Origin of the sequence: Aurantimonas aggregata, from assembly GCF_010500835.1 — a bacterium.
In the GTDB taxonomy this organism is placed as follows: domain Bacteria; phylum Pseudomonadota; class Alphaproteobacteria; order Rhizobiales; family Rhizobiaceae; genus Aurantimonas; species Aurantimonas aggregata.
Window position 1 is genome coordinate 26,242 of record NZ_JAAAMJ010000001.1, and the last position, 23,861, is coordinate 50,102.

The window sequence follows — 23,861 nt, forward strand, 5'->3', positions numbered from 1 at the left end:
TGACTGGGGTCATGCCGCATAGCCGGCACTCCACCCCCGGTATCAGCCGCGCCCGTCGCCGGAGCTGTCGATGTCGCTTTCGCCCGGCGGAATAGGCTTGCCGACGGCGTCCACCGAGCCATGCTGCGAGGTGCCGTCGCGTTCCGGCGGGTCGGCGGGCGCCAATGACGGCGGCAGGCTCTCGACCGGCCGAGGCCCCTCCGGCGCGTCCTGCGCCTCGACACGCACCGGCGGCGCCCTGCCCTTGCGGTCCTCGCCGAACCAGATGGTCGTCTGCGGGAACGGAATCTCGATGCCGCGCTCGTCCGCCATCCGCTTGACGATCTCCCGATAGGCACGGCCGATGCCCCATTGGGTTCCCGGTTTGGTCATCACCCGGCCGCGAACGACGACGGCCGAATTGCCAAGCTCCTGGACACCCCACATGTCGAACTCGCTGATCAGGTTCTCGCCGACGGCGCCCTGCTTCAGCTCGTCGAAGGCGTCGTGCATCATCTGCTTCACGTCGCCGATGTTCTCGCGATAGGCGACGCCGACATCCGCGACGTAATAGGCGAAGTCCTTGGAGAAATTCGCGACCTGGTCGACCGACGAGAAGGGAATCAGGTACCAGGTCCCCTCAACCGTCCTGAGTCCGACCGACCGGACAGTCAGGTGCTCCACCGTTCCCGAGATGCCGTTGACCTCGACGATATCGCCTTCGTTCATCGCGTTCTGGATTTGGATGAAAGCCCCGGTGATGATGTCCTGGACAAATTTCTGCGCGCCGAAACCGATGGCGAGGCCGACCACGCCGGCACCGGCGAGCAGCGGCGCGATGTTGATGCCGAGCTGCGACAGCACCAGCATCGTCACGATCACCACCATGGCGATGGTGAAGGCATTCCGGAACAGCGACAGGAGCGTGCGCTCGCGGGCCGTCGGGACGGTGCCGTAATGCGGGTTGAGCCGATACTCGACCCATGAGGACACGGCGATGTAGACCCCGACGCCGAGCACCAGTACGATGCCCGCGCCGATGACACTGCCGACGAAAAGCTGCCCGAGCGACGTCGCCAGCCAGGAACTGACGCTGAGCAGGTTCCAGACCTCCAATATGTACGCGACGACGATCAGGATCACGACGACCCGGATTACCGTCAGCGCGTTCGGAATGAACGAGTTCACCCGCTTTTCGAGCAGCGGCAGCCGGTCCTTGGCGGATTGCGGGATGGGGATGCCGCTGGCGATCACCCGCGACAGGACCGAGACGATCAGCCCGCCGATGGCCATCGCCGCGATCGACTTCAGGGAAGCGGTCGCCAGGAACGTCAGGCCGGTCTCCGGACTGCGCAGCCAGACGACGAACACGGTCAGCGCGAAGCCAATGGCGAGCAGCCACCAGACCTGCCCGAGAAAGGCGTTGATGCGCGCACCGAAGCTCTTGTCGCCGCGGTGCTTGGCGCGCTTCAGCCGCTCGCGGACGACGCCGCGATTGCGCAGGATGAGCCCGATCGTCAGGCCGAGCGTCAGCAGCACCACGACGAAGCGAACCGCGTCCGCCGCGGCTGCGCTCGACGACTGCTGGACGATCGGAGCCACGAACAGGAAGGTGTAGCCGAGGATCGAGATCAGCCGCGAAATCCAGAAATACCAGTAGCGGGCCTGCCGGTCCGAGAACGGCGTCAGGCGCAGCTCCGGGTATCGCGGCGACACGAACGCCGCTACCGCCACCTTGATCGTCTCGATCAGCAGGAACGCGTTGAGGAACAGCGCCTGGTTGATGCCCGGGCGCCCATCGTTGAAGATCGTCGCGGCGAGAAAACCGCCGGCCCCGCAGAGAAAGATCGAAAAGGCGTCTGCCAGACCCGAGACGACAAGCAGGGCCAGCTTGCGCAGCGGCCCCGCATGCTCGGCGCCGCGTGCCAGCCGACGGAACATCGGCGTCTTGGCAAGCCGCCCGACCGCCAGGATCAGGAAGACGACGACGGCGACCAGGCCGACCGGCGCCACCGCGTCGAAGATCCGGGGAATGTTGATGCGGCCGACGCCGGAGAGCATGTCGAGCGACGCCAGGCCACTGTCGCTCAGATGCGTCCAGGTCTCGCCAAGCCTGCCGATCAGGGCGCTGGAGTAGACGGCAATCTGGCCTGGCAACGTCAAGGCGGCGGCCTCGGCGACCGGATCGCCCGCCGCTTCCACGGGCGCACGATAGGCGGCCGCCTTCAGCGACTCGATGAGCCTGGCTCGTGTATCGTCGTTCTCGAGGATCCGGATCAGATCGTCGAGCGATGCCTCGTTTTCCGTCGTCGCCTCGTCCGTCCCGGCCCCGAGCGACAGGCTCGGCATCTGCGCCGGCACGGCGCTGGTCCACAGCAGCACGGCCATGAGACCGGCAAGGAAGGCGGCAGGGTGAAAGAGCGTCATGCAGGAAGAACCGTGTTTGCCTCGGATGCCGGTGGGGGTCTGGCGCGGGCTGCACCCTATCCCCTCGCCGGCAGTTCGTACCGGAAGCCCATCCTATTTCGAGGCGCTTTGACGAGACTGAGGCGCCCTAACGAAAAGGGCCGACTTGCGCCGGCCCTTTTATGATGACGTCTCGATCGGCGAGGATCAGGACCCGGCGATCATCGCCTTGTCGTCCTCGTCCTCGGCCATCAGCTCTTCCTTGGTGACCGTCTTGTCGGTCACGTCGGCTTCGGCCAGGAGGTGGTCGACGACCTTCTCCTCGTAGATCGGCGCGCGCAGGCTGGCGAGTGCGTCCGGGTTCTTCTGGAAATACTCGTAGAGCTGCTGCTCCTGGCCCGGATAGCGCCGGAGCTGCTCGAACATCGCCCGCTGCAGTTCCTCGTCGGTGATCTGGACGTTGGCCTTCTCGCCGATCTGCGAGAGCACCAGTCCGAGCCGGACGCGGCGCTCGGCCAGACGGCGATACTCGGCGCGCGCCTCGTCCTCGGTCGTGTCCTCGTCCTCGAAGGACTTGCCGGCCTGCGTCAGCTCGTTCTGGACCTGCGTCCAGATGTTGCCGAACTCGGCCTCGACCAGCTTCTCCGGCAGCTCGAAATCGTAGGTCTCGTCGAGCGCGTCGAGCAGCTGGCGCTTGACCTTCTGGCGGGTCGCTACGCCGTACTGGCTCTCGATCTGCTCGCGAACGACTTCCTTGAGGCGTGCGACCGACTCGATGCCGAGCTTCTTGGCCAGCTCGTCGTCGATCTCGGTCTCGAGCGGGGCCGCCACCGACTTGATGGTGACGTCGAAGGTCGCGGCCTTGCCGGCGAGATGCGCGGCGCCGTAATCTTCGGGGAAGGTCAGCTCGACGACCTTCTCGTCGCCGGCGGCAACGCCGATCAGCTGGTCCTCGAAGCCCGGAATGAACTGGCCGGATCCGAGCACGAGATTGGAGTCGCTCGCGGTACCGCCATCGAAGGGCTCGCCGTCGACCTTGCCGACGAAGTCCATCGTCACGCGGTCGCCGGTCTCGGCCTTGCCGTCCTTCGGCTCGTAGGTCTTGGCGCTATCGGCGATGCGCTTGACCTGCTCGTCGACTTCCTCGTCGGCGATCTCGACGATCGGCCGCTCGATCTTGATGCCGCTCGTGTCCTTCAGTTCGAAGGTCGGCAGCGTCTCGTAGGAGAGCGTGAAGCTGAAGTCGGACTTGCCGTCGAGGACCTTCTCGGCCTCGCCCTCGTCTTCGGTCATCACGATTTCCGGCTGCATGGCGGAGCGCTCGTTGCGCTCGGCGATGACGTTGCGCGGGGTCTCGTTGATGATCTGGTTGACGATCTCCGCCATCATCGACTTGCCGTACATTTTGCGCATGTGCGAGATCGGCACCTTGCCCGGCCGGAAACCCTTCAGCTGCACCCGGTCCTTGGCTTCGTAGAGCCGTGTCTGGAGGCGCGCTTCAAGGTCCGAAGCCGGCACGACGATCTGGATCTCGCGCTTCAGGCCCTCGGCCTTGGTTTCCGTTACCTGCATTCTCGATACCTTCTTGGTCTTGATAAGAGCCGATCCGTCACGCGGTCGGGCTTGTCACGAATTCGTCAGCAGCAGACTGGTGCGGGTGGAGGGACTTGAACCCCCATGCCTCTCGGCGCTTGGACCTAAACCAAGTGCGTCTGCCAATTCCGCCACACCCGCAGGAGCGCCGACATAGGGCGACGCGAGGCGCCGGCCTCTATATCACCCGCATCCGGGGCACGAAAGGGCAAATCGCGGCAGAAAACCCGGCCATTTGTGCCGAAAACCGCCGGTTTAGCTAATGAAGCGGCGTCACCTGCCTGTAGAGCTGCAGGTGGGGAGCATCGCCGGTCAGCACCACCCTCGTCGTGCGGATCCGGCGCCACCCGCCCAAGCTGCTGATTCGACTGTGCGAACCATCACCATGCTGCATTGCACCAAGCGCAAGGCTGTTATGCGCATTCGCGTCTAGCGAGGCCGCTCGCAGCCACCTAACTTCCTGACACCGAAGCGGCGCAGACAAATCACCAACGGCGCTTCAATCGATTGAAATTTTATCCGGGCGACACGACATGAACCTCATGCGGTCTTACAGCAACTGGCGGCGCTACCGCGAAACGGTCAACGAGTTGAACCGGCTTTCGCAGCGCGAGCTTTCGGATCTGGGCATCTCGCGCTCCGACATTCCTTCCCTGGCTCGCCGCGCAATCGGCTGACGCCTGACGACATCGAGTTTCGCGACGGCCCACCTCCTCCCGGGTCCTAGCGGATACGGGGCTGCCACTCCTCCTCCCAATCGGCAGTCTCATCCTAGTCGCCCGCCGGGTCCTCCCCCCGGCGGGCGCTCAGAATTGCAGAGATTTCACCGAAAGCCTTCTCCTCCCTAGGCTTAGGTGAATGTCGACCCGCGCATCCTCCTCCCAAAGCGCGCGGGTTTTTCTTGGTCGCTCGCCGGGTCCTCCCCCCGGCGAGCGTGCCGGGAAACAAGTTTCGCGACGACCCACCTCCTCCCGGGTCCGAGCGGATTGGTGCCTGCGCATCCTCCTCCCAGCGCAGGTTCAGTAGCGACGCCCGTCAGGTCCTCCCCCTGGCGGGCGTCTTCGTTTGTCGGGACGCACGTTCGAATTGCCGGCTCTTTCGGCAAGCGCGTTGCGCTGCTAGACTCGGCCCATGTCAAACAAACCCATTCACATCGTTGGCGGCGGTCTCGCCGGCTCGGAAGCCGCATGGCAAATCGCCGAGCAGGGCGTGCCCGTGGTGCTGCACGAGATGCGCCCCACCCGCGGCACTGAAGCCCACAAGACCGAGCACCTCGCCGAACTCGTCTGCTCGAACTCGTTCCGTTCGGACGACGCCGAGTCGAACGCCGTCGGCGTTCTGCACGCCGAGATGCGGCTGGCCGGCTCGCTGATCATGCGCGCCGCCGATTCCCATCAGGTGCCCGCCGGCGGGGCGTTGGCGGTCGACCGCGACGGATTCGCCGCTGCCGTTACCGCCGCCATCGAGGCACATCCGCTGATCCGCATCGAACGCGGCGAGGTCGAGGGGCTGCCTCCGGCGGAATGGGGCTCGTCCATCGTCGCCACCGGGCCGCTGACCGCTCCGGGTCTAGCCGAGTCGATACGCGCCGCAACGGGCGCCGACGCGCTGGCATTCTTCGACGCCATCGCGCCGATCGTGCATTTCGATTCGATCGACCTCGACAAGGCCTGGTTCCAGTCGCGCTACGACAAGATCGGCCCCGGCGGCACCGGCAAGGACTACATCAACTGCCCGCTCGACAAGGAAACCTACGAGCGCTTCGTCGCGGCGCTGGTCGAGGGTGACCGGGCCGAGTTCAAGGAATGGGAGGGAACGCCCTATTTCGACGGCTGCCTGCCCATCGAGGTGATGGCCGAGCGCGGCCCGGAGACGCTGCGTCACGGGCCGATGAAGCCGATGGGCCTGACCAATGCGCACCAGCCGGACATCAAGCCCTATGCCGTGGTTCAGCTGCGCCAGGACAATGCGCTGGGCACGCTCTACAACATCGTCGGTTTCCAGACGAAGCTGAAATACGGCGCCCAGGCCGGCATCTTCCGGATGATCCCGGGGCTCGAGAATGCCGAGTTCGCCCGGCTCGGCGGCCTGCACCGCAACACCTATCTCAACTCGCCGGTCTTCCTGGACTCCCGCCTCCGCCTGAAGGCGCTGCCGCATGTGCGCTTCGCCGGGCAGATCACCGGCTGCGAGGGCTACGTGGAATCGGCCGCGATCGGGCTCGTCGCCGGACGCTTCGCCGCGATGGAGGCACTCGGCGCGGAGATGGCGCCGCCGCCACAGACCACCGCGATGGGCGCTCTGCTCGCCCACATCACCGGCGGCCACCTCGCCCACGAGGAAGAAGGCGGCAAGCGCTCCTTCCAGCCGATGAACGTCAATTTCGGGCTGTTCCCGCCGCTTGAGCCGGGCACGATCCAGAAGCCGGAAGGCCTGAAGCGTTTCCGCGGCAAGGAGAAATCGGCCGCCCGCAAGAAGGCGATGTCGGCCCGGGCGCTAGGCGACTTCGCCGCGTGGCTGTCGCCACAGGCGCTCGCCGACGCGGCCGAATAGGCGTCGAGCGGCCCCCGGCCTAGGTCGGCCCGAACCGGCTTAAATCGGCTCCCATTCGCTGGCGCGGAAAAACAGGATCACTGTCGCGGCGCTGATGGCGCCGTCATTGCCCTCCTGGATAAGCTGCCGCAGCACCACGCGGAGCCGCCGCCCGGCGGCTCCCTCCAGATCCAGCACCGGCGGGACAAGTCGCTCAGGCTCGGTCGCAAAGACCGCTTCGGGAAGCTGCGCGACGGCTGGTGCAAGATCGAACCGATCATCGACGGTCCCGATCCGCACGACGAGCCGGTCCCCCTCGATCCAGGCGACGGGCCCGGCCACGGGAACTGGCTCCACAGGTGCGTCACCCGCAGCCATCGCCGCGACCGACAGCTCGGTCGTGGCGCGATCGAAGCCGTCGGTTTCGACGATGACACCCGCTGCAGCGGTAAAGCTTCGGACCGTCTGCAAGGCAGATGGTCGTGACAGGCCGAGCCCCACCATCAGGACGTCGAATGCCGCCGTATCGGTCACCCGCGTCTCCGCCGCCGCGACACGCTCGCGCAAGGCCGGATCGAGATAGGGTAGCACGCGCGCGATCTGCCCGGCCTCTTCCAGCGCCCGCAGTCGCGATCGCAAGCGCCGCTGCGCGACCGGATCGCGATCCGCGTCGCTGAGCGTCGCGGCTCCCGCGGCCCCGCCTGCCTCCGCGACGATCAGCGCCGTCTGGCTGCGACCGACGGTACTGGCTGCGCCCCAGGGTCCGAACGAGGAGAGGGCCAGCAGCACGAGCGGGACACCCGCCATGACGCGAATGTCGCCGCGCAACCGCTTCACCGCCTGCATCGCGACGACGAGACCGGCAGCCAGGATGCCGAGCGCCAGGTAATAGCGCGGCAGCGTCGCCCCTTCCGCGGCGATGCGGATGGTCGCGGCAATGGCCAGCAGCACCAGCGGCACGACGAGGATCGCCACGTAGCTCCGTCCGAACAGCCGGATCGGCGGCGTCGACTCCGAGAGGAAGGGCGCGATCGCGATCCGCAGCGAGAGGACGAGAAGCGCGAAGAAGGTGACGATCCAGCCGATCTCGTTCGCCGGCAGGCTCGCCGTCGACAGGATCTTCACGGCGTAGAGGTGGAGAACCAGTGCGGTGACGAGCGCCAGCGGCGCTGCGATCCAGCCCACCATGATCCGGACGCCCGCAACCAGCCGATCCTCCGGTCCCGGCAGGGCTTCGTCGAAACCGGTGGGCACGCGCCCCAGCGCGAACAGCGGACCGACCAGGGTAAAGGCGGCGACGAAAATGTGCTCATAGGCGTCGCCCGACAGCCCGACCGCGAACAGGAAGCGGATCATCTCGAGGATCGCCGACAGGCCGAGCGTGAACAGCAGCACCGACAGGAATGCGAGGACGACGCCGACGAAGGTCCACAGCGTATAGGTCCAGAAGCGCATGCCGTCGCCGCGCCCGACAAACGGCGACAGCGGCACCGCGAGCGTCACGGCCGCGATCAGTGCCGGGGGAAAGATGCCGAAGCGCGGCCCGAACCAGACGGCGAAACCGATCACCGCCGACACGGCCAGTGCACCGCCGTGTCGCAGCGGTGCAGCGAGTGAACGCGCCTCGGCCGCGAGCGTCGCCACGACGGCGCTTGCAGCCGCGCCATAGAGCGAGGCCAGCAGCCAGGGAAAATCCGCTTCGTTTGGGATAAAGCGTTCGCGGACCGCCAGGTTGGACAACAGGGAAATCGCGACGATCAGCAGGGTCGCCACCGGGAAACGCGCCGCGGCCGTTCCCGCACCGCGCGCCAGCGCCGCCGTCAGGCGCCTGATTCGTGCCGATCCTGTGGGGACCATCCCGCTCGCCATCCTGACAGCCTGTCCTTCCGGCCGGTCCCCGCGGACCGGTCCTGTTCGGTCCTAGCGCCGCATCCAGCGCCAGTAGTCGAAACTCTTGCGCAGCGCCGCGATCTGGACCGGGCGCTCGAGCGCCCCGGGCCCAGCCGCTTCGATCCGGTCGAGATATCGGGCGGCGAGAATGGCCGGCAGGAAAGCCGGGCGAAGGGCGAGCGGCATCCCGGCGGCATGCGACTGGAATGCCGCGATGTGCTCCCTGCCGAGAGCGACCATCGCCGCGATCGCGCGCGCTGCGGGTTCCCTGTCGCCGCGCAGCAGTTCTTCCGTCGTACAGCCCGCCGCCTGCAATAGGTCGCCCGGCAGGAACACTTGGCCCCGCGCGCGGTGGATGGGCAGGAGCAGCAGCGTTCCGGCGACCAACTGCGCCACACCCGCATGTCCCGCAGCATTCGCCGCATCGCCCGCCTCGTCCCGCGACAGCACCAGGCTCGCCAGCATGATCAGGGCCGACGCCGTCTCGCCGGCATAGGCCTCGTAGGCCTCCCGGGACGGCATCGGGTCGTCGTAGAGATCGAAGATCCGCGCCTCGAGCATGCGGTCGAAGGCATCGCGCGGCAGCTGATGGCGATCGATCGTCTCCAGCAGCGCCGCCGCCACCGGGTTGGCCGCCGCCTCGCCGGGCGACGCACCTTCTATCGTGTCGCGCCACCATTGCAGCCGGATCTCGCCGGGCAGCGGCTGGCTGACCTGCTCGCGCACCCGCGCCACTTCATAGTTGAAGGCGTACAGCGCTGCGAGATCGCCCCTCGCCTCGGCCGGCGCGAAGGCCAGCGAGAGCGCGCGGTCGCGGTCGTGCGTTTCGACCAGGCGCAGGCACTCGGCGGCGTCGGCGTTCATGCCGTACGGCTCCCGGGAGTCAACGAGGCGCGCGCCTCAATCCACCGCGATGAGAGCGGCGGCCACCGGCCGGCCCTCGGAGAGCATGATGTTGAACGTTCGAACCGCGGCGCCCGTCGACATCGGATCGCAGGAGATGCCGGCCTGGCGCAGGCGATCGGCGAGCGCCGGCGGCAGTCGCCGGATGTCGCGGCCGGTGCCGAACAGGAGAAACCGGATGCCATCGGCCTCTTCGAACACCTTGAGCAGCCGCTCGCCGTGGAAGGGCTGCTCGGCCGTCGCGTCCCAGCCATAGATCCCGGATGGCAGGCAGAGGATCGAGCCGCGATGCGACATGTCGGCAAAGCGAAAGCCGCCATTGCCATACGCCTCGATGGGTGCCCGCCCGGGGAAATGGGCGGCACGGATTTCGATCCCAGGCGCCATCCGGCGGTCAGGCCTTGCCTGCTGCCGAACCCGCGCGCTCGGCTTCCTCTTCTTCCTTCTTCGCCGCGAAATCCGCCGGGCGCAGCTTGAAGAAGATCAGCACCGGCGCCGCCACGAAGATTGTCGACAGCGCGCCGACCCCGACGCCGAACAGCATCGACGCGACGAAGGAACGGATCACCTCCCCACCGAAGATGAACAAAGCGAGCAGTGCCAGGAGGGTCGTCAACGTCGTCATGACGGTTCGCGCCAGCATCTCGTTGTCCGAGAGGTCGAGCAGCTCGCCGATCGGCATCTTCTTGAAGCGCCGGAGGTTCTCGCGGATTCGGTCGTAGATGACGACAGTGTCGTTCAGCGAGTAGCCGACGATAGTCAGGATCGCCGCAACGGTCGACAGGTTGAACTCCAGCTGGGTCACCGCGAGGAAGCCCAACGTCAGGATCACGTCGTTGATCGTCGCAATGATCGCACCGACCGCGAACTGCCACTCGAAGCGGATCCAGACATATACGAGGATGGCGAACAGCGCGGCGAGGACCCCGGTCACCGCCGCCCATGCCAGCTCGCCAGACACGGTCGGACCGACGACCTCGGTCCGCCGAAAATCGTAGTCGTCGCCAAGCGCCTGCTGCGCGGACTGGACGAGCGCCGCCTGAGCCGTATCGCCACCCTCGGCCGTGCCGAAGCGAACGAGAGCTTCGGTCTCGGATCCGAACTCCTGGACCTGGCTTTCGACGATGCCGACCGCGTTGAGCCGCTCGCGGATGTCGCCGACATCGGCGGTTCCGGATTTCGCCTGAACCTCGATCACCGTGCCGCCGGTGAAATCGATGCCGAAGTTCAGTCCCGCCGTGAACAGCATGACGATGGAAGCAAGGCACAGGAAGATCGACAGGGCGAAGACCTGCAGGCGGACCTTCATGAAGCGGATCGCGGTCACGTCCGGGACAAGCTTGATGAAGCCGCGCGGCAACTGCTTCGGCCGACGCCGCCGCACCCATTCCGAAGCGAGCAGCCGCGTCAGGGTAAAAGCAGTGAAGACCGTGGTGACGATGCCGATGGCCAGCGTCACGGCGAAACCGCGAACCGGGCCGGAGCCGAGGAAGAACAGGACGACGGCTGCGATCAGCGTCGTGATGTTGGCGTCGACGATCGTGCCGAGCGCCTTCTGAAAGCCGGTGTCGATCGACTGGATCACCGACCGACCCTGGCGCCGCTCGTCGCGGATGCGTTCGAAGATGAGGACGTTGGAATCGACCGCCATGCCGACGGTCAGCACGATGCCGGCGATGCCGGGCAAGGTCAGGGTCGCGCCGATGACGGTCAGGATAGCGAAGAGGATCAGGACGTTGGCGATCAGCGCAATGTTCGCCAATACGCCGAGGAAACCGTAGGCCGCCAGCATGAAGACGACGACGAGGATTGCCCCGATGACGCCCGCCGTCTCGCCGGCCGCGATCGAGTCGGCGCCGAGGCCGGGTCCGACCGTCCGCTCCTCGATGATGTTCAGCGTCGCCGGCAGCGCGCCGGCGCGCAGCAGCACCGAGAGATCGTTGGCGGTCTGGACGGTGAAATTGCCGCTGATCTGCGCCTGGCCGCCGAGGATCGGCTCGCGGATGTTCGGCGCCGACAGCACCTGCTCGTCGAGCACGATGGCGAAGGGGCTGCCGACGTTCTGCTGCGTGACGGCGCCGAAACGCTGGGCGCCCTGGCTGTCGAAGCGGATGTTGACGACCGGCTGGTTGGTCTGGCTGTCGAAGCCCGCCTGGGCGTCCGTCAGGTTCTCGCCGGAGACCATGATCTGGCGCTGTACCAGGATCGGCAGCGGCGGATTGTCGTTGGTGTAGAGAAGTTCCGAACCCGCGGGCGGCCGCGTGCCGCGCGCCACCTCGTCCGCCGAGGCGGACTGATCGACGAGACGGAAGCTCAGCTTGGCGGTCTGGTTCAGCAGCGACTTCAGCCGCTGCGGATCCTCCAGACCCGGCACCTGCACCATGATCCGGTCGTCGCCCTGGCGCTGGATCAGCGGCTCGGTGGTGCCCAGCTCGTCGACGCGGCGCCGCACCACCTCGATCGACTGCGCGACGGCGTTGGTCAGCCGGTAGTTCACGCCCGCATCGGTAAGCGTCAGCGTGATGACGCCCGGCTGCGGCTGCGCCAAATCAACCTCGGCAACGGAGGCGGTCCCCATCATGCCCGACGACAGAGGCGTCGCCAGAGGCTGGAGCGCTTCGATCGCAGCGTCGGCCTGCGCCGGATCACGCAACCGGACGGTAACGGTGGTTCCCGTGTCGGAGAGGCCCGCGTAGCCGATGCGCGCGGTGCGCAACGTCTGGCGCGCGTCGTCGCTCAGCGTCTGGACGCGCTCGCCCTGCAGTGACTGCCGGTCGATCTCGAGCAGGATATAGGATCCGCCCTGAAGATCGAGGCCGAGCGTCACCTGCTGCTTGGGTACGAACGAGGGCAGCTGATCGAGCATCTGCCGCGGGAAGAAGTTTGGGGCCGCATAGAGAATGCCGACGGCCACCATCAGCAGGACGAGAAACTTCTTCCAGGGCGAGAAATACAGCATAGGGATCCAAGCGGGTCGACGGACGTGCGGGTGGCAGCGTCCGTCCGTGGCATTCCGTCCACACGGTCGGCAAGTGCCGAGGCCGAGACATAGTCGAAGCTACGGCATCGGCGCCGTATCCTCAACAATCACGGCTATTTGGTGTTGGCAGCCGCCGGCTCGCCCTTGACCCGGACGTCGCTGACCATGGTCTGCAGCACCCGGACGCGGACCTGCTCCGAGATCTGGACCTCGAGTTCACCGTTATCCATGACCTTCGTCACCTTGGCGATGATGCCGCCGCCGGTGACGACCGTGTCGCCGCGACGGATGTTGCTCAGCATCGCCTCGCGCTTCTTCATCGCCGTGCGCTGCGGCCGGATGATGAGGAAATACATGATGGCGAAGACGGCGACGAAGGGCAGCACGCTGATCAGGAGATCGCTTCCACCGGCAGCGGAAACGCCGCTCTGCGCGAAAGCCTCGGACACGAACATCGGGAACCTCTTCGGAATCGAGGGCGGGAAGCCCTTTACGGAGTGCGCGGAATATACGAACGGTCGCCCCGAATGCAACAAGGCGTCCGTTTCACGCGACGGACATAGCCCAGGACTGATCGAAGACGCCATGGATGTCGAAGAATTTGCCCGGCTGCGGGAGACGATGGAGCGCATTGCCGCCAGCCTCGAGCGGCTTGCTCCCTCGCCGCCCCAGGCACCGGACTTTGCTGCTGCCGACTGCTTCGTGTTCGAGCCGCCGGCGGGCCTCGTGCCGGTCCAGATGGTCAACCGCGTGCCGATCGAACTGCTCAAGGGCGTCGACCGCTCGCGCGACATCCTGCTCGACAACACGTCACGCTTCGCGCGCGGGCTGCCCGCCAACAACGTCCTGCTGTGGGGCGCCCGCGGCATGGGCAAGTCGTCGCTGGTGAAGGCCGCCCATGCTTCGGTGAACGCGTCGCTGCCCGCCGGCAAGCCGCGGCTGAAGCTGATCGAGATCCACCGCGAGGACGTCGACGACCTGCCGCGCCTGATGGGCTTCGTGCGTGCCGCGCCCTACCCGTTCCTGCTGTTCTGCGACGACCTTTCCTTCGACATCGGCGATTCGTCGTACAAGTCGCTGAAGGCAGCACTGGAAGGTGGTGTCGAAGGACGACCGGCGAACGTCCTGTTCTACGCGACGTCCAACCGCCGGCACCTGCTGCCGCGTGACATGATCGAGAACGAGCGCTCGACGGCGATCAATCCGGCCGAGGCGGTGGAGGAAAAGGTCTCGCTGTCGGACCGATTCGGCCTATGGCTCGGCTTTCACCGATGCAGCCAGGATGATTATCTGGCGATGATCGACGGTTATCTTTCAGCCTACGGCATCGAGGCCGACCAGGCCGCCGTGCACCACGAAGCGCTGGAATGGTCGACGACCCGCGGCAGTCGGTCCGGCCGCGTCGCCTTCCAGTTCGTCCAGGACCTCGCCGGTCGGATGGGCCGGACGCTCGACGCGCCGGCAGCCTGAAACAAAGAGGCCCGGTTCCTCCCCTGGTGGAGCGGAACCGGGCCGAACGCCTGGAGGTCGGCGTTTACTGGAGGAACTTGGTCGGATCGACGGGGGTCGAATCCTTGCGAACCTCGAAGTGCAGGACTGGAACGTCCGTGTCCCCGCTCATGCCGGACTTGGCGACTTCCTGGCCCCGCTTGACGGTCGCGCCGCGCTGCACCGAGAGCGTATCGGCATGTCCGTAGACGGTGACCATGCCGTTGTCGTGCTTGACCAGCACCGTGTTGCCGAATTCCTTCAGGCCGTCGCCGGCATAGATCACGACGCCGTTCTCGGCGGCCTTCACCGAGGTGCCGCGTGGCACCGAGATGTTCAGGCCGTCGTTGCGGCGCGAGCCCACCTTCTCGCCGAAGCGATTGACGACGCGGCCCTGGACCGGCCAGCGGAACTGGCTGATGCCGGTGGAGGTCGGCGCGATGGCGGCCACCTGCTGCTCGGCTTCCTGCGCCACCGTGCTGGTGGGTGCGGCGGCCGGTGCTGCGGGCGCGGCGGCCTGTTCGGTGGACGGGCGGCCGGATTTCTCGGCCGTCGCCGGCGGCGTGTAGGCGACCGGCGTTACCGCCGGCTTGGTCTTCTCCGTCGGGGTCTGCGTCGCCGCGGCAGCCGGCTGGTTGCTGGCGACCTGTGTCGGGGCAGAGCCGCCTCCCGGCACGGTCAGCGACTGGCCGATGCGAATCGAATCGTCGCTAAGGCCGTTGGCCTGCTTCAACGCGCTGACGGATGTCCCGGTGCGACGGGCGATCGCGGCGAGCGTATCGCCGGAACTCACCGTCACCGAACCGCCCTGAGCCGACGACGCGGTACGCTGGTCGTTCGAGGGGCGGCGCTGCGGGGCCGACATCTGGGATGCCTGTGCCTGCAGCGTCGAGGGCGGCGCTCCGCGGTTGGCGTCGCTGGCGCCGACCGGCGCTGCGGCCATCGACGTCGAGCCGGCATTCGAGCCGTAGTTCGGCGCGGGCGGCGGCGGCAGAGATCCGCTCTGCACCGACGGCGTCGCGGCGCTGGCGCCGTAGGTCGGGGTCTGCTGGTAGGCTGGCGTGCCGATGGCGCCGGTGTTCAGCTGGTCGACGCCGCCCGGGTAGGGCTGCGCGGCAGCAGTCTGGGTCATCCCCGCCCGCGGCACCGCTCCGGTGTAGAAGCCGTCGTCGAATCGAGCCACGTCGGAGCTGCATCCGGCCGCGAGGCCCGCCAGGGCAACCATCGCAGCGGAACGCACCATACGGAGCCGTAGAGGTTTCAGCACATCGATACGCATCGCCGTCCCTTGCACGCAGAAATTCACTCTCGGGAGCATTGAAGCGCGTTAATGTTACTGCCGGGTTAAGTCTCTGGAGACGGACGTCGATTCTGTGCCGCCGCGGCACGAAAGCAGTAGTTTTCCACCGCCTCGAGCTCTGTCGGATGCATGGCGCGCCGTCGCGATCGGCCGCGCTTCGTCGCTCAGAGAACTTCGGCGGTTCCGAAGGCCAGAGGCTGGTAACGGACGGGCCAGAGATCCTCGCGCTCGAATCGGCTCCCGACCTTTCGGAGCCGAACCAGCGATTGCTCGCCGTCGCCCGGGCCAATCGCGCAGATCAGCACCGCCTGCATGCCGAGCTGTTCGAGGAACTGGCGGGGCACGCTCGGAAACGCGGCATGGACGATTGCCCGGTCGAAGGGCGCCCCGCCGGGAAAGCCGTCCCGCCCGTCCTCGAGGAAGAGCGAGACGTTGGTGACCCCGACCTGCTTCAGGCGCGCGCCGGCTGGCTCGACCAGCCCGCGGAAGCGATCGAAGGAGGAGACGTGCGCCGTCATGCGGGCGAGAAGCGCGGTCACGTAGCCGCTGCCTGTGCCGATCTCGAGGACGCGGTGTTCCGGCTCGAGCTCGAGCGCCGCCACGAGACGCGCTGCCGCGATCGCACCCGGCATCGTCTCGCCGCAGGCCAGCGGGGCAGCGCGGTCCTCGTAGGCATCCTCGACGCCATCGGGAACGAACAGTCGCCGCGGCACCGAGGCCACCGCCTGGTGCAGGGTCGGTCCGCCGATCCGCTGCGAGCGCAAGGCCAGCAGGAAGGCCGCGAGATCTTCGCGGTCACGGCCCTCCGGGTTCATGCGAACAGCGCGCCGAGATCGTCGCGCAGTTCGTGCGCGGTCAGGTCGAGCTGCAGCGGCGTGATCGATATGCGGCCTGCCTGCAGCGCGGCGATGTCGGAATTCTCGACTTCCGCCCCGGCCTGGCGGCCGAAGGTCAGCCAGAAATACGGAAAGCCCCGGCCGTCGCGGCGCTCTTCCATGCCGAGCGAATAGTCGAGCTTGCCCTGCCGCGTCACCGAAACGCCGGCCACCTCGTCCGCCGGCACGGCCGGGAAGTTGATGTTGATCAGGTGGCCGCGCGGCAGCGGGAAGCCGGCCAATCGTTCGAGCACGGCGGGTGCATGGCGCTCGGCCGTCTCCCACAGCGCCTCGCGATCGCGTCCCGGCGTGAAGGCCTGGCTGAGCGCCACCGAGCGCAGGCCGAGCATCGTGCCCTCCATGGCGCCGGCGACAGTGCCCGAATAGGTGACGTCGTCGCAGATGTTCTGGCCGGCATTGACGCCGGAAAGGACGAGGTCCGGCGGCGAGTCCATCAGGCGCTTCACCGCCATGATCACGCAGTCCGTAGGCGTTCCCGAGAGAGCGTAGCGCTTCTCGGAGACCTCGCGCAGCCGCAGCGGCGAGGACAGCGTCAGCGAATGCGACAGGCCGCTCTGGTCGGTCTCGGGCGCGACGATCCAGACGTCGTCGGTCAGCGTCCGGGCGATCCGTTCGAGGACCGCCAGCCCTTCGGCGTGGATGCCGTCGTCGTTGGTAAGGAGAAGACGCATCAGCCGGGTCCCCCGATCTGGTCAATTCCGCCCATATAGGGCCGGAGCACCGGCGGGACGGTGATGCTGCCGTCCTCGTTCTGGTAGTTCTCCATTACCGCGATCAGCGCCCGCCCGACGGCGACGCCGGACCCGTTCAGCGTATGGACGAACTGCGCCGCCTTCTCGCCCTCGGCGCGGTAGCGCGCATTCATCCGGCGGGCCTGGAAGTCGCCGCAGACCGAACAGCTGGAAATTTCGCGATAGGCGCCCTGCCCCGGCAGCCAGACCTCGATGTCGTAGGTCTTGCGGGCGCCGAAGCCCATGTCGCCGGTGCACAGCGTCACCACCCGGTACGCCAGCCCGAGGCGTTTGAGAACTTCCTCGGCGGCGCCGGTCATGCGCTCGTGCTCGTCGACGGACGTATCGCTCGTCGTGATCGAGACCATCTCGACCTTGTTGAACTGGTGCTGGCGCAGCATGCCGCGCGTATCGCGTCCCGCTGATCCGGCTTCCGAGCGAAAGCATGGGGTCAGCGCCGTGACGCGCATCGGCAGCTCGGCGACGTCGATGATGCGCTCGCGGGCGAGATTGGTCAGCGGCACTTCCGCGGTCGGGATCAGCCAGCGGCCTTCCGTCGTATGGAATTGGTCCTCGGCAAATTTCGGCAACTGGCTGGTGCCGAACAGCGCCTCGTCGCGCACCAATAAGGGTACGGCGACTTCCTGGTAGCCGTGCTCGCTCGTGTGGAGGTCCAGCATGAACTGGCCGAGCGCCCGCTCCAGCCGCGCAAGGGCGCCCTTCAGGATGGTGAAACGGGAGCCGGAAATCTTCGCGGCCTGGTCGAAGTCCATGAGGCCCATGGCCTCGCCGAGCTCGTAATGCTCCCGTGGCTTGAAGGCGAAGTCGGGACGCTCGCCGACCCGGCGAAGCTCGACATTGTCTGCCTCGTCCTTGCCGACCGGAACGTCGTCGAACGGCAGGTTCGGAATCCGCGCCAGCGCGTCCTCGAGAGAGCCGTCGAGACGCCGCTCGGTCTCCTCGCCATCCTGGATCTCGGCCTTGATCTCGGCGATTTCGGCGATCAGCCGCTCGGCCAGCGTCTCGTCTTTCGTGGCCTTGGCCTTGCCGATCTCGCGGGAGGCTTCGTTGCGCCGGTTCTGAAGCTCCTGCAGGCGCTTCAGATGCTCCCGGCGCGCCTCGTCGAGCTTGATCAGGTCGGCGGCGGCAGGCGGAGCGCCGCGACGCGCCAAAGCCTCGTCCAGCTTTTCCGGATTTTCCCGTATCCACTTGATGTCGAGCATGAAATTCCCGTTCCCGTCGAAATGCGACGGGACACGGGTCGCGGGTCTCAGCTCTCGGCTTGAGCCCCGTCGCCGCCGAGCGCCTCGGCCGCCCGCTTCTTCTCGATCATCCGCGCCACAATGATCGACACCTCGTAGAGAAGGATCGTGGGCAGGGCAAGACCGATCTGGGAGACCGGATCGGGCGGCGTCAGGATCGCCGCAGCGACGAAGGCGATGACGATGGCGTATTTGCGCTTCGACGCCAAGCCGTCCGCTGTCGTGAGGCCTGCCCGCACCAGCAATGTCGCCACGACGGGCAGCTGGAACACCAGCCCGAAGGCGAAGATCAGCGTCATGATCAGCGACAGATATTCCGAAACCCGCGGCAGCAGCTGGATCGCCGCCTGGCCGCCGGTGCCGGTCTGTTCCATCGACAGGAAGAACCACATCACCATCGGGGTGAAGAAATAATAGACCAGCATCGCCCCCATCAGGAACAGCACCGGCGTTGCAACGAGGAACGGCAGGAAGGCGTGGCGCTCGTTGCGGTAGAGGCCGGGCGCGACGAACTTGTAGATCTGGCTGGCGATGATCGGAAAGGCCAGGAACAGGCCGCCAAACGCCGCGATCTTCACCTGGGTGAAGAAGAATTCCTGCGGCGCGGTGTAGATCAGCTCGACCTGGCGGTCGTCTATCCCGGCCCAGACAGTCGCCGTCTGGTAGGGCACGACGAGGAAATTGAAGATTTCCTTGGCGAAGAAGAAGCAGCAGATGAAGGCGATCATGAAGCCGCCGATGCTCCACATCAGCCGACGCCGCAGCTCGAGCAGATGCTCCATCAGCGGGGCGGAGGAGGCCTCGATATCGTCCTTGGGTGCACTCACGCGGCGTCCTCGGTCTTGCGGGCCTTGGCCTCGCTCGTCGACGCCGCGCCGGCATCGGTATTCGCTTCTGTCGGCGCGGTAGAGCCGGGTTTATCCGGTTCGGCAGGCTCTGCCGGGGCCGTCGGCGACGGCACCTTCGGCTCCGGCGCCTTGGTCGCCGCGGTCAGCGATGAGCGTATTTCATCGCCGATCGCTTTCATCGGATTCATCGCCGCGCGCACGTCCTTGGTCGGGTCGAACTTCTTGGCGTCGGCCACCGTCTGGCGGACTTCGTCGAGTTCGGCCTCGCGCAGCGCATCGTCGAACTGGCGGCGAAAATCGGACGCCATCGAACGCACCTGCTTGGTGGTGCGCCCGAACGTCCGCAGCATCCGCGGCAGGTCCTTGGGGCCGACGATGACCACAAGGACGACCGCGATCACCAGTAGCTCGGTCCAGCCGATATCGAACATGTCATTAACTCGAAGGCGACGACGCGAGACGGTGGCGGAGCGGCACGCCCCGCGCCCTCCGCCGCCGATCGACCTGTCAGCTGACCGACTTTTCCGTCTTCACGTCGCGGGCGACGACATCGCCTTCGCGATGGTCGAGCGCGCGGCGCTCCTGGGCAGCGGCTTCGGTCTCTTCCTCCGACATGCCCTTCTTGAAGCTCTTGATGCCCTTGGCGACATCGCCCATCAGCTCGGGAATCTTGCCCCGACCGAAGAGAAGCAGCACGACGGCGAGGACGATGAGCCAGTGCCAGATGCTGAAGCTACCCATAACCAAATCTCCTATGAGCGCGTGAGCGCGCTCGCTTTCGCCATGCTAACGATCGTCGGCGGACTTTTCAAACACGATAACGTCCTGCGGATCAACGGAAACAACGACATCCCGCTTGGTCGCCGGCACGATTCCGGCCCGCATCCGCGAACGAAGCGGCTTGTCGAGCCCTTCGATGGCCACCGTCATCAGGTCGACGCCGCCGAGGAAGCGCCTTGCGGTGATCCGTCCCGATACGCCGCCGGGCCGCTCGTCGAGCCGCAGCCCTGTTAAACGCAGGGCAACGGTCACCCGCGTACCGTCGGATGATGACGAATCTGCGACGGGTCCGAGCGCCGTCACGACCCGTCCGCCGTGAACTTCGCCCTCGACGACGTTGAGCTCCGAGAAGAATCCGGCGGCGAAGAGATTGACCGGCCGGCTGTATAGTTCGGCCGCAGTGCCGGTCTGGACGATCCGCCCGTCCCGCAGCAGCGCGATGCGATCCCCGAGCCGCATCGCCTCCTCCGCATCATGAGTGACGATGATCGCGGTCGCCCGGCTCTCGCGCAGGATCTGCAGCGTGTCGGTGCGCACGACGTCCTTGAGGCGGCTGTCGAGACCGGAAAACGGCTCGTCCATCAACAAGACGGACGGCCGCGGCGTCAGCGCCCGGGCGAGCGCGACGCGCTGCTGCTCGCCGCCGGACAGCGTGTGCGGATACTGGCCGGCGGCACTGGCGAGCCCGACCCGTTCGAGCGCGACCAGCGCTTCCTTCCGGGCGGCGGCCCCCGGCATGGCGGTCAGGCCGAAGCGCACATTGTCGAGGATCGTCATGTGCGGAAACAGCGCGAAATCCTGGAACATCAGGCCGATGCCGCGCCGCTCCGGCGGCACGAACACCTTGTCGCCGGCAATCTCCTGACCGTTGAGGACCAACCGCCCGGCGCTCTGCCGCTCGATCCCGGCGGCGACCCGCAGCATCGTCGTCTTGCCGGAGCCGGAAGGCCCCAGAAGACAGAGCACCTCGCCGGGCTCGGCCGTCAGGTCGATGCCATCGAGGATCTGGACGGAGCCGGCCGCGTGGGAGACGTTCTCGAAGCTGAGCCGCGCCGCGAAGCTGACGCCGGCACTCGTTCGGCCGCTGGTCTTTGATGAGACGGTATCGTGGTCCTGCAAGTCCTGGCCCGCTCGCTCGCTGCCATCAGCGTGCGTGTCGCCGACGGGGCCTTCGCTACGCCTTCGGGCCTGTGGCGGCAACATGTCAGGCAATACGGCTCATCAACTCTTGGTATTCCGCGCGAAATGCCGCGTCGTCTCTGGCGCCGGCGATCCCTCGCGCGATGACGGCTTCGGCATCGCGCGCCCGGCGCTCGGCATCGCCGCTGAGCGGCCCGGCGGCCGCGGCGATGCGGCGCATCTCGTCCATCTCGCCGTTGCAATGAAGCAGCACGTCGCAGCCGGCTTCGAGGGCCCTCCGCCCGAGATCGAGGAGATCACCGGCCAGCGCCTTCATCGACATGTCGTCTGTCATCAACAATCCGTCAAAGCCGATCTCGGTCCGGATGACGTCCCCGATGACGCTCGGCGACAAGGTGGCCGGCGCCGACGCATCGATGTCGCTGTAGAGGATATGCGCCGTCATGGCTGCCGGGAGGGCGCGAAGCGCACGGAACGGCGCGAAGTCGGTACGCGCCAGCTCGTCCCGGCTCGTGGCGACGACCGGCAGCGCGTGGTGGCTGTCGGCATTGCCGCGGCCGTGGCCGGGTATGTGCTTCATCACCGGCAGCACGCCGCCCGCCATCAGCCCCTCCGCCACCGCCTTGCCTAGCGCGGCGACAGCCGCCGGCGTCTCGGCATAGGCGCGATCGCCGATGACGGAGTTGGCGCCCGGCACCGGCACGTCGACGCAGGGAATGCAGTCGGCATTGATCCCGTAGGGCATCAGGTCGGCGGCCAGCAGCCGCCCCTGCAGCCAGGCAGCTCGCTCGCCGGCTTCGGCGTCCGCCGCATGGAGTTTCCCGATGTCGGCGGGCGTCGGATAGCTCGGCGCCAGCGGGGGCTTCAGGCGATTGATGCGCCCACCTTCCTGGTCGACGAAGATCGGTGTCGATTCCCGCCCGCCGACATCACGCAGTTCCGCGACGAGATCGGACAGCTGGCTGCCGCTGGCGATGTTGCGACCGAACAGGATGAAGCCGTAAGGCCGCTCCCCGGCAAAGAAGGCACGCTCCTCCGCCGACAGACGCTGTCCCAGGGGCGCGGCAATCCACGCCTTCGATCCGCTCATGCTGCACTCCGGGGACGACGCCGAGCCGCAATCGCGGCCGGCCGGCCCGCCCGATGATGATGTGGGGGAAAAGGCCGGCCCCGAGGACCGGCCGAGAAGGCCGAGCGTCGCGGCGCCTAGCGCGACACGAAGCAGCTGCCGCCGGCGGATTTCAACCGTTGGCATAGATCGTTGGCCTCGTTCTTCGAACCGGTGGCGACCCTGACGCGGTGATAGGTGCCCTTGCCCGGAATGTCGGCCGACTGGATCACCAGGCTGCGACCGCCGATGACGTCGGAAAAGCGCTGGCCGAGGGTCCGCGAAGAGTCCTCGGCAGCCTCCCGGGACGGGTGCGACGAGATCTGGACGTAGTAGCTGCCCTCTGCGGCAGCAGCGGGCGGCGTCGCCGCCGGGAGGGCTGCGACTTCGGTCGCAACCGGCTCCGGCGCAGGCGCCTCGATGGCCGCCGGTACTTCAGCGGGAGCCGCTTCCGTCACGACGGCGGTCGGCTGCGGCTCTGCGGGCGCTGCGGCCGCGACCTGCACCGGGGCAGCCGGCTCGGTTCCCGGCTTCATCGACGGCATCGGGATGCCAGGCGCGGGATCGCCTTCTGCCGCCGTGTCGGAGGCGGCCTGCGCCGCCGGCGCGCCAGTCTCCAGGGAACCGATCGGACGAGACGCCGCCTCGATCAGAGCCGGGTTCTCGCCGCGCAGTTCCTGCAGCGACGTCGACGGCACCTGTTCTGTGGCCACCAGCGTGCCATCGGGATTTACCGTCAGCGTCCGCACACGCCGCGGCGTCAGGACCGCGATCGGCGAGCTGTCGCCCGCATCGGCAACGCGGATGGGTTCGGCTGCCAACGCGGTCCCGATGGGGTTCAGGTCGACGCCGGGCAGATCCGACAAAGCCGGCTCGGGTTCCGGTTGCGGCAGTTCCGCCGGCTCCTCGGCCGCAGTCAGCAGAGTCTGCTGGGAGGGCTCGATGGCAGCGTCGGCGCTCTGGACGCGCTCGTAGACGGCCTTGTTCTGATTGGGGATCGCCCGTCCGCCCGGATCCTTCGGCGCTACCTTGACCGGCTCAGGGTCCGCCTGAACGATGAGTGGCGCGTCGTAGACCTTTCCGCCGTCACCGGTGAGCATGTAGGCGCCCGCACCGCCAACCAGCGCGATGACGAGCAGACTGGCGCCGACGCTCATCATTCGCCGGGACATTGGCTGCCGCGCTGCGCCCGGCGAGGCACCGGTCGCGGCAAAGCCTACGCGCCGGCTGGACCCCGCCTGTCGACGGGCAGCATGGGCTGCCTGACGCACCTCGGGATCCGCCTGCGAATAGTCCTCATGGCCGGATGCCGGCGCATCCCTTTCGGCCGAACCATACATCGCGAAGACCGGGGTAGCCTCGGCGGCGGGAACGGCCGGTACCGGCTTCTGCATGGCCGCAAGTTCACTGGCGATCAACGCATCGAAATCGTCGAAGAGCTGGGCGGTGGGTTCATGGGCCGCAGCGTCCGCCTTGCGAGCCGGTGCGAACGCCTCACTCTCCTGGTACTTCGAGTCTCGCGGATTGGCGGGCGCCGAAAGCCCGCGGAACGCTGCCTCGAGGACCGGGTCGGAGACCGGCTCCTCGGCTGCGGCCTGGGCAGATGGCGCTGCCGACGAAACGGAGGGAGCCGCAGGTACCGTCACGACCGGCATGCGCGGTGCAGGCGACAACCAGCTGGAATAGGACGCCGCAGCCTTCGGGGCGGGAACCGCGGAAGCGACCGGTGGCGCTGCCGCCACGACTGCGGCCGAGCTGACGCTATCGCGCGCCAGCTCTTCGTCGAGCGCGCCGGCGAAGGCGTCCATGTCGAGATCGAACTCAGGGTCCGAAACAGATTCGAAGTGTAGTTCCTCCAGGGGCGGTGCCGGCGCGACCGCAGGCCGCTCGGCCTCCGTCGTATCGATCAACCTGGCGAGTTCCGCGAAAGGATCGTCATCGAACGGCTCGGCCTGTCTGCCGACCCCGCGTTCGTCGTCCGTCAATTCCCCCATCGACATCGTCCCCGCCTGTTCCCCTCGCGCC

At 67.1% G+C, this 23,861-nt stretch carries 20 protein-coding genes and 1 tRNA gene; 3 read left to right on the forward strand and 18 right to left on the reverse strand.

The genetic code is table 11. From position 1 onward, the window contains the following. Window positions 1-42: 42 nt before the first annotated feature. The 3 genes from GTW51_RS00140 to GTW51_RS00150 form a co-directional block, all read right to left on the reverse strand. Window positions 43-2,406 (reverse strand): mechanosensitive ion channel domain-containing protein, encoded by a 2,364-nt coding sequence (locus GTW51_RS00140; protein ID WP_163041867.1) that lies wholly within the window; start codon window positions 2,404-2,406, stop codon window positions 43-45. A gap of 186 nt (window positions 2,407-2,592) precedes the next feature. Beyond that, on the reverse strand, window positions 2,593-3,957 hold the full coding sequence (gene tig / locus GTW51_RS00145) for a trigger factor (protein ID WP_163041868.1): 1,365 nt from the start codon (window positions 3,955-3,957) through the stop codon (window positions 2,593-2,595). Between the two features lie 77 nt (window positions 3,958-4,034). Beyond that, window positions 4,035-4,119: transfer RNA gene (locus tag GTW51_RS00150), tRNA-Leu, on the reverse strand. Window positions 4,120-4,511: 392 nt separating this feature from the next. On the opposite strand from GTW51_RS00150, the gene GTW51_RS00155 reads away from it, so the two are divergent. Together GTW51_RS00155 and trmFO are read left to right on the forward strand one after the other, a co-directional pair. Next, on the forward strand, window positions 4,512-4,655 hold the full coding sequence (locus tag GTW51_RS00155; protein ID WP_163041869.1) for a DUF1127 domain-containing protein: 144 nt from the start codon (window positions 4,512-4,514) through the stop codon (window positions 4,653-4,655). A gap of 454 nt (window positions 4,656-5,109) precedes the next feature. Continuing rightward, window positions 5,110-6,531, forward strand: coding sequence for a methylenetetrahydrofolate--tRNA-(uracil(54)-C(5))-methyltransferase (FADH(2)-oxidizing) TrmFO (gene trmFO / locus GTW51_RS00160; RefSeq protein WP_163041870.1), 1,422 nt, complete (start codon window positions 5,110-5,112; stop codon window positions 6,529-6,531). A 39-nt stretch (window positions 6,532-6,570) separates the two neighbouring features. Here trmFO and GTW51_RS00165 read toward each other — a convergent pair whose 3' ends face one another. From GTW51_RS00165 to yajC, 5 genes are all read right to left on the reverse strand, one after another. Then, complete coding sequence (locus GTW51_RS00165) at window positions 6,571-8,367, reverse strand: DUF4153 domain-containing protein (protein WP_163041871.1); 1,797 nt, start codon at window positions 8,365-8,367, stop codon at window positions 6,571-6,573. Window positions 8,368-8,430: 63 nt separating this feature from the next. After that, window positions 8,431-9,264 carry a phytoene/squalene synthase family protein gene (locus GTW51_RS00170; RefSeq protein ID WP_163041872.1) on the reverse strand — a complete coding sequence of 278 codons (834 nt, stop codon included), beginning with the start codon at window positions 9,262-9,264 and terminating at the stop codon, window positions 8,431-8,433. A 36-nt stretch (window positions 9,265-9,300) separates the two neighbouring features. Continuing rightward, the gene (locus GTW51_RS00175) at window positions 9,301-9,690 is read right to left on the reverse strand and encodes an Mth938-like domain-containing protein (protein ID WP_163041873.1); all 390 of its coding nucleotides are present in this window, start codon (window positions 9,688-9,690) and stop codon (window positions 9,301-9,303) included. A 7-nt stretch (window positions 9,691-9,697) separates the two neighbouring features. Beyond that, the gene (secDF, locus tag GTW51_RS00180; protein ID WP_163041874.1) at window positions 9,698-12,262 is read right to left on the reverse strand and encodes a protein translocase subunit SecDF; all 2,565 of its coding nucleotides are present in this window, start codon (window positions 12,260-12,262) and stop codon (window positions 9,698-9,700) included. A 134-nt stretch (window positions 12,263-12,396) separates the two neighbouring features. Continuing rightward, entirely contained in the window at window positions 12,397-12,738 is a 342-nt protein-coding gene (gene yajC, locus GTW51_RS00185; RefSeq protein ID WP_163041875.1) for a preprotein translocase subunit YajC, read from the reverse strand. 130 nt (window positions 12,739-12,868) lie between these two features. On the opposite strand from yajC, the gene GTW51_RS00190 reads away from it, so the two are divergent. Continuing rightward, window positions 12,869-13,753: an ATP-binding protein gene (locus GTW51_RS00190; protein WP_163041876.1), complete on the forward strand. Its 885-nt coding sequence runs from the start codon at window positions 12,869-12,871 to the stop codon at window positions 13,751-13,753. Between the two features lie 64 nt (window positions 13,754-13,817). Here the strand turns inward: GTW51_RS00190 and GTW51_RS00195 are convergent, their stop codons facing one another. The 10 genes from GTW51_RS00195 to GTW51_RS00240 all read right to left on the reverse strand — a co-directional run bounded on the left by GTW51_RS00195 (window position 13,818) and on the right by GTW51_RS00240 (window position 23,830). After that, window positions 13,818-14,954 (reverse strand): peptidoglycan DD-metalloendopeptidase family protein, encoded by a 1,137-nt coding sequence (locus GTW51_RS00195; protein ID WP_343033842.1) that lies wholly within the window; start codon window positions 14,952-14,954, stop codon window positions 13,818-13,820. 281 nt (window positions 14,955-15,235) lie between these two features. Then, the gene (locus GTW51_RS00200) at window positions 15,236-15,886 is read right to left on the reverse strand and encodes a protein-L-isoaspartate(D-aspartate) O-methyltransferase (protein WP_163041877.1); all 651 of its coding nucleotides are present in this window, start codon (window positions 15,884-15,886) and stop codon (window positions 15,236-15,238) included. Then, on the reverse strand, window positions 15,883-16,638 hold the full coding sequence (surE, locus tag GTW51_RS00205) for a 5'/3'-nucleotidase SurE (RefSeq protein ID WP_163041878.1): 756 nt from the start codon (window positions 16,636-16,638) through the stop codon (window positions 15,883-15,885). The genes GTW51_RS00200 and surE overlap by 4 nt, the downstream gene beginning before the upstream one ends. Further along, complete coding sequence (gene serS, locus GTW51_RS00210; protein WP_163041879.1) at window positions 16,638-17,921, reverse strand: serine--tRNA ligase; 1,284 nt, start codon at window positions 17,919-17,921, stop codon at window positions 16,638-16,640. The genes surE and serS overlap by 1 nt, the downstream gene beginning before the upstream one ends. Before the next feature lie 47 nt (window positions 17,922-17,968). Beyond that, the gene (gene tatC, locus GTW51_RS00215) at window positions 17,969-18,787 is read right to left on the reverse strand and encodes a twin-arginine translocase subunit TatC (protein WP_343033843.1); all 819 of its coding nucleotides are present in this window, start codon (window positions 18,785-18,787) and stop codon (window positions 17,969-17,971) included. After that, window positions 18,784-19,239 carry a Sec-independent protein translocase protein TatB gene (gene tatB / locus GTW51_RS00220; RefSeq protein WP_163041880.1) on the reverse strand — a complete coding sequence of 152 codons (456 nt, stop codon included), beginning with the start codon at window positions 19,237-19,239 and terminating at the stop codon, window positions 18,784-18,786. The genes tatC and tatB overlap by 4 nt, the downstream gene beginning before the upstream one ends. Before the next feature lie 76 nt (window positions 19,240-19,315). Beyond that, window positions 19,316-19,549, reverse strand: a complete 234-nt coding sequence (locus tag GTW51_RS00225; protein WP_163041881.1) for a twin-arginine translocase TatA/TatE family subunit — start codon at window positions 19,547-19,549, stop codon at window positions 19,316-19,318. A 45-nt stretch (window positions 19,550-19,594) separates the two neighbouring features. Beyond that, window positions 19,595-20,707 carry an ABC transporter ATP-binding protein gene (locus GTW51_RS00230; RefSeq protein WP_246232450.1) on the reverse strand — a complete coding sequence of 371 codons (1,113 nt, stop codon included), beginning with the start codon at window positions 20,705-20,707 and terminating at the stop codon, window positions 19,595-19,597. An 85-nt stretch (window positions 20,708-20,792) separates the two neighbouring features. After that, complete coding sequence (gene nagZ, locus GTW51_RS00235; protein WP_246232453.1) at window positions 20,793-21,818, reverse strand: beta-N-acetylhexosaminidase; 1,026 nt, start codon at window positions 21,816-21,818, stop codon at window positions 20,793-20,795. Between the two features lie 116 nt (window positions 21,819-21,934). Next, a complete protein-coding gene (locus GTW51_RS00240) occupies window positions 21,935-23,830 on the reverse strand; it encodes an SPOR domain-containing protein (protein WP_163041883.1) in 1,896 nt (631 codons plus the stop codon). Window positions 23,831-23,861: the final 31 nt, after the last annotated feature.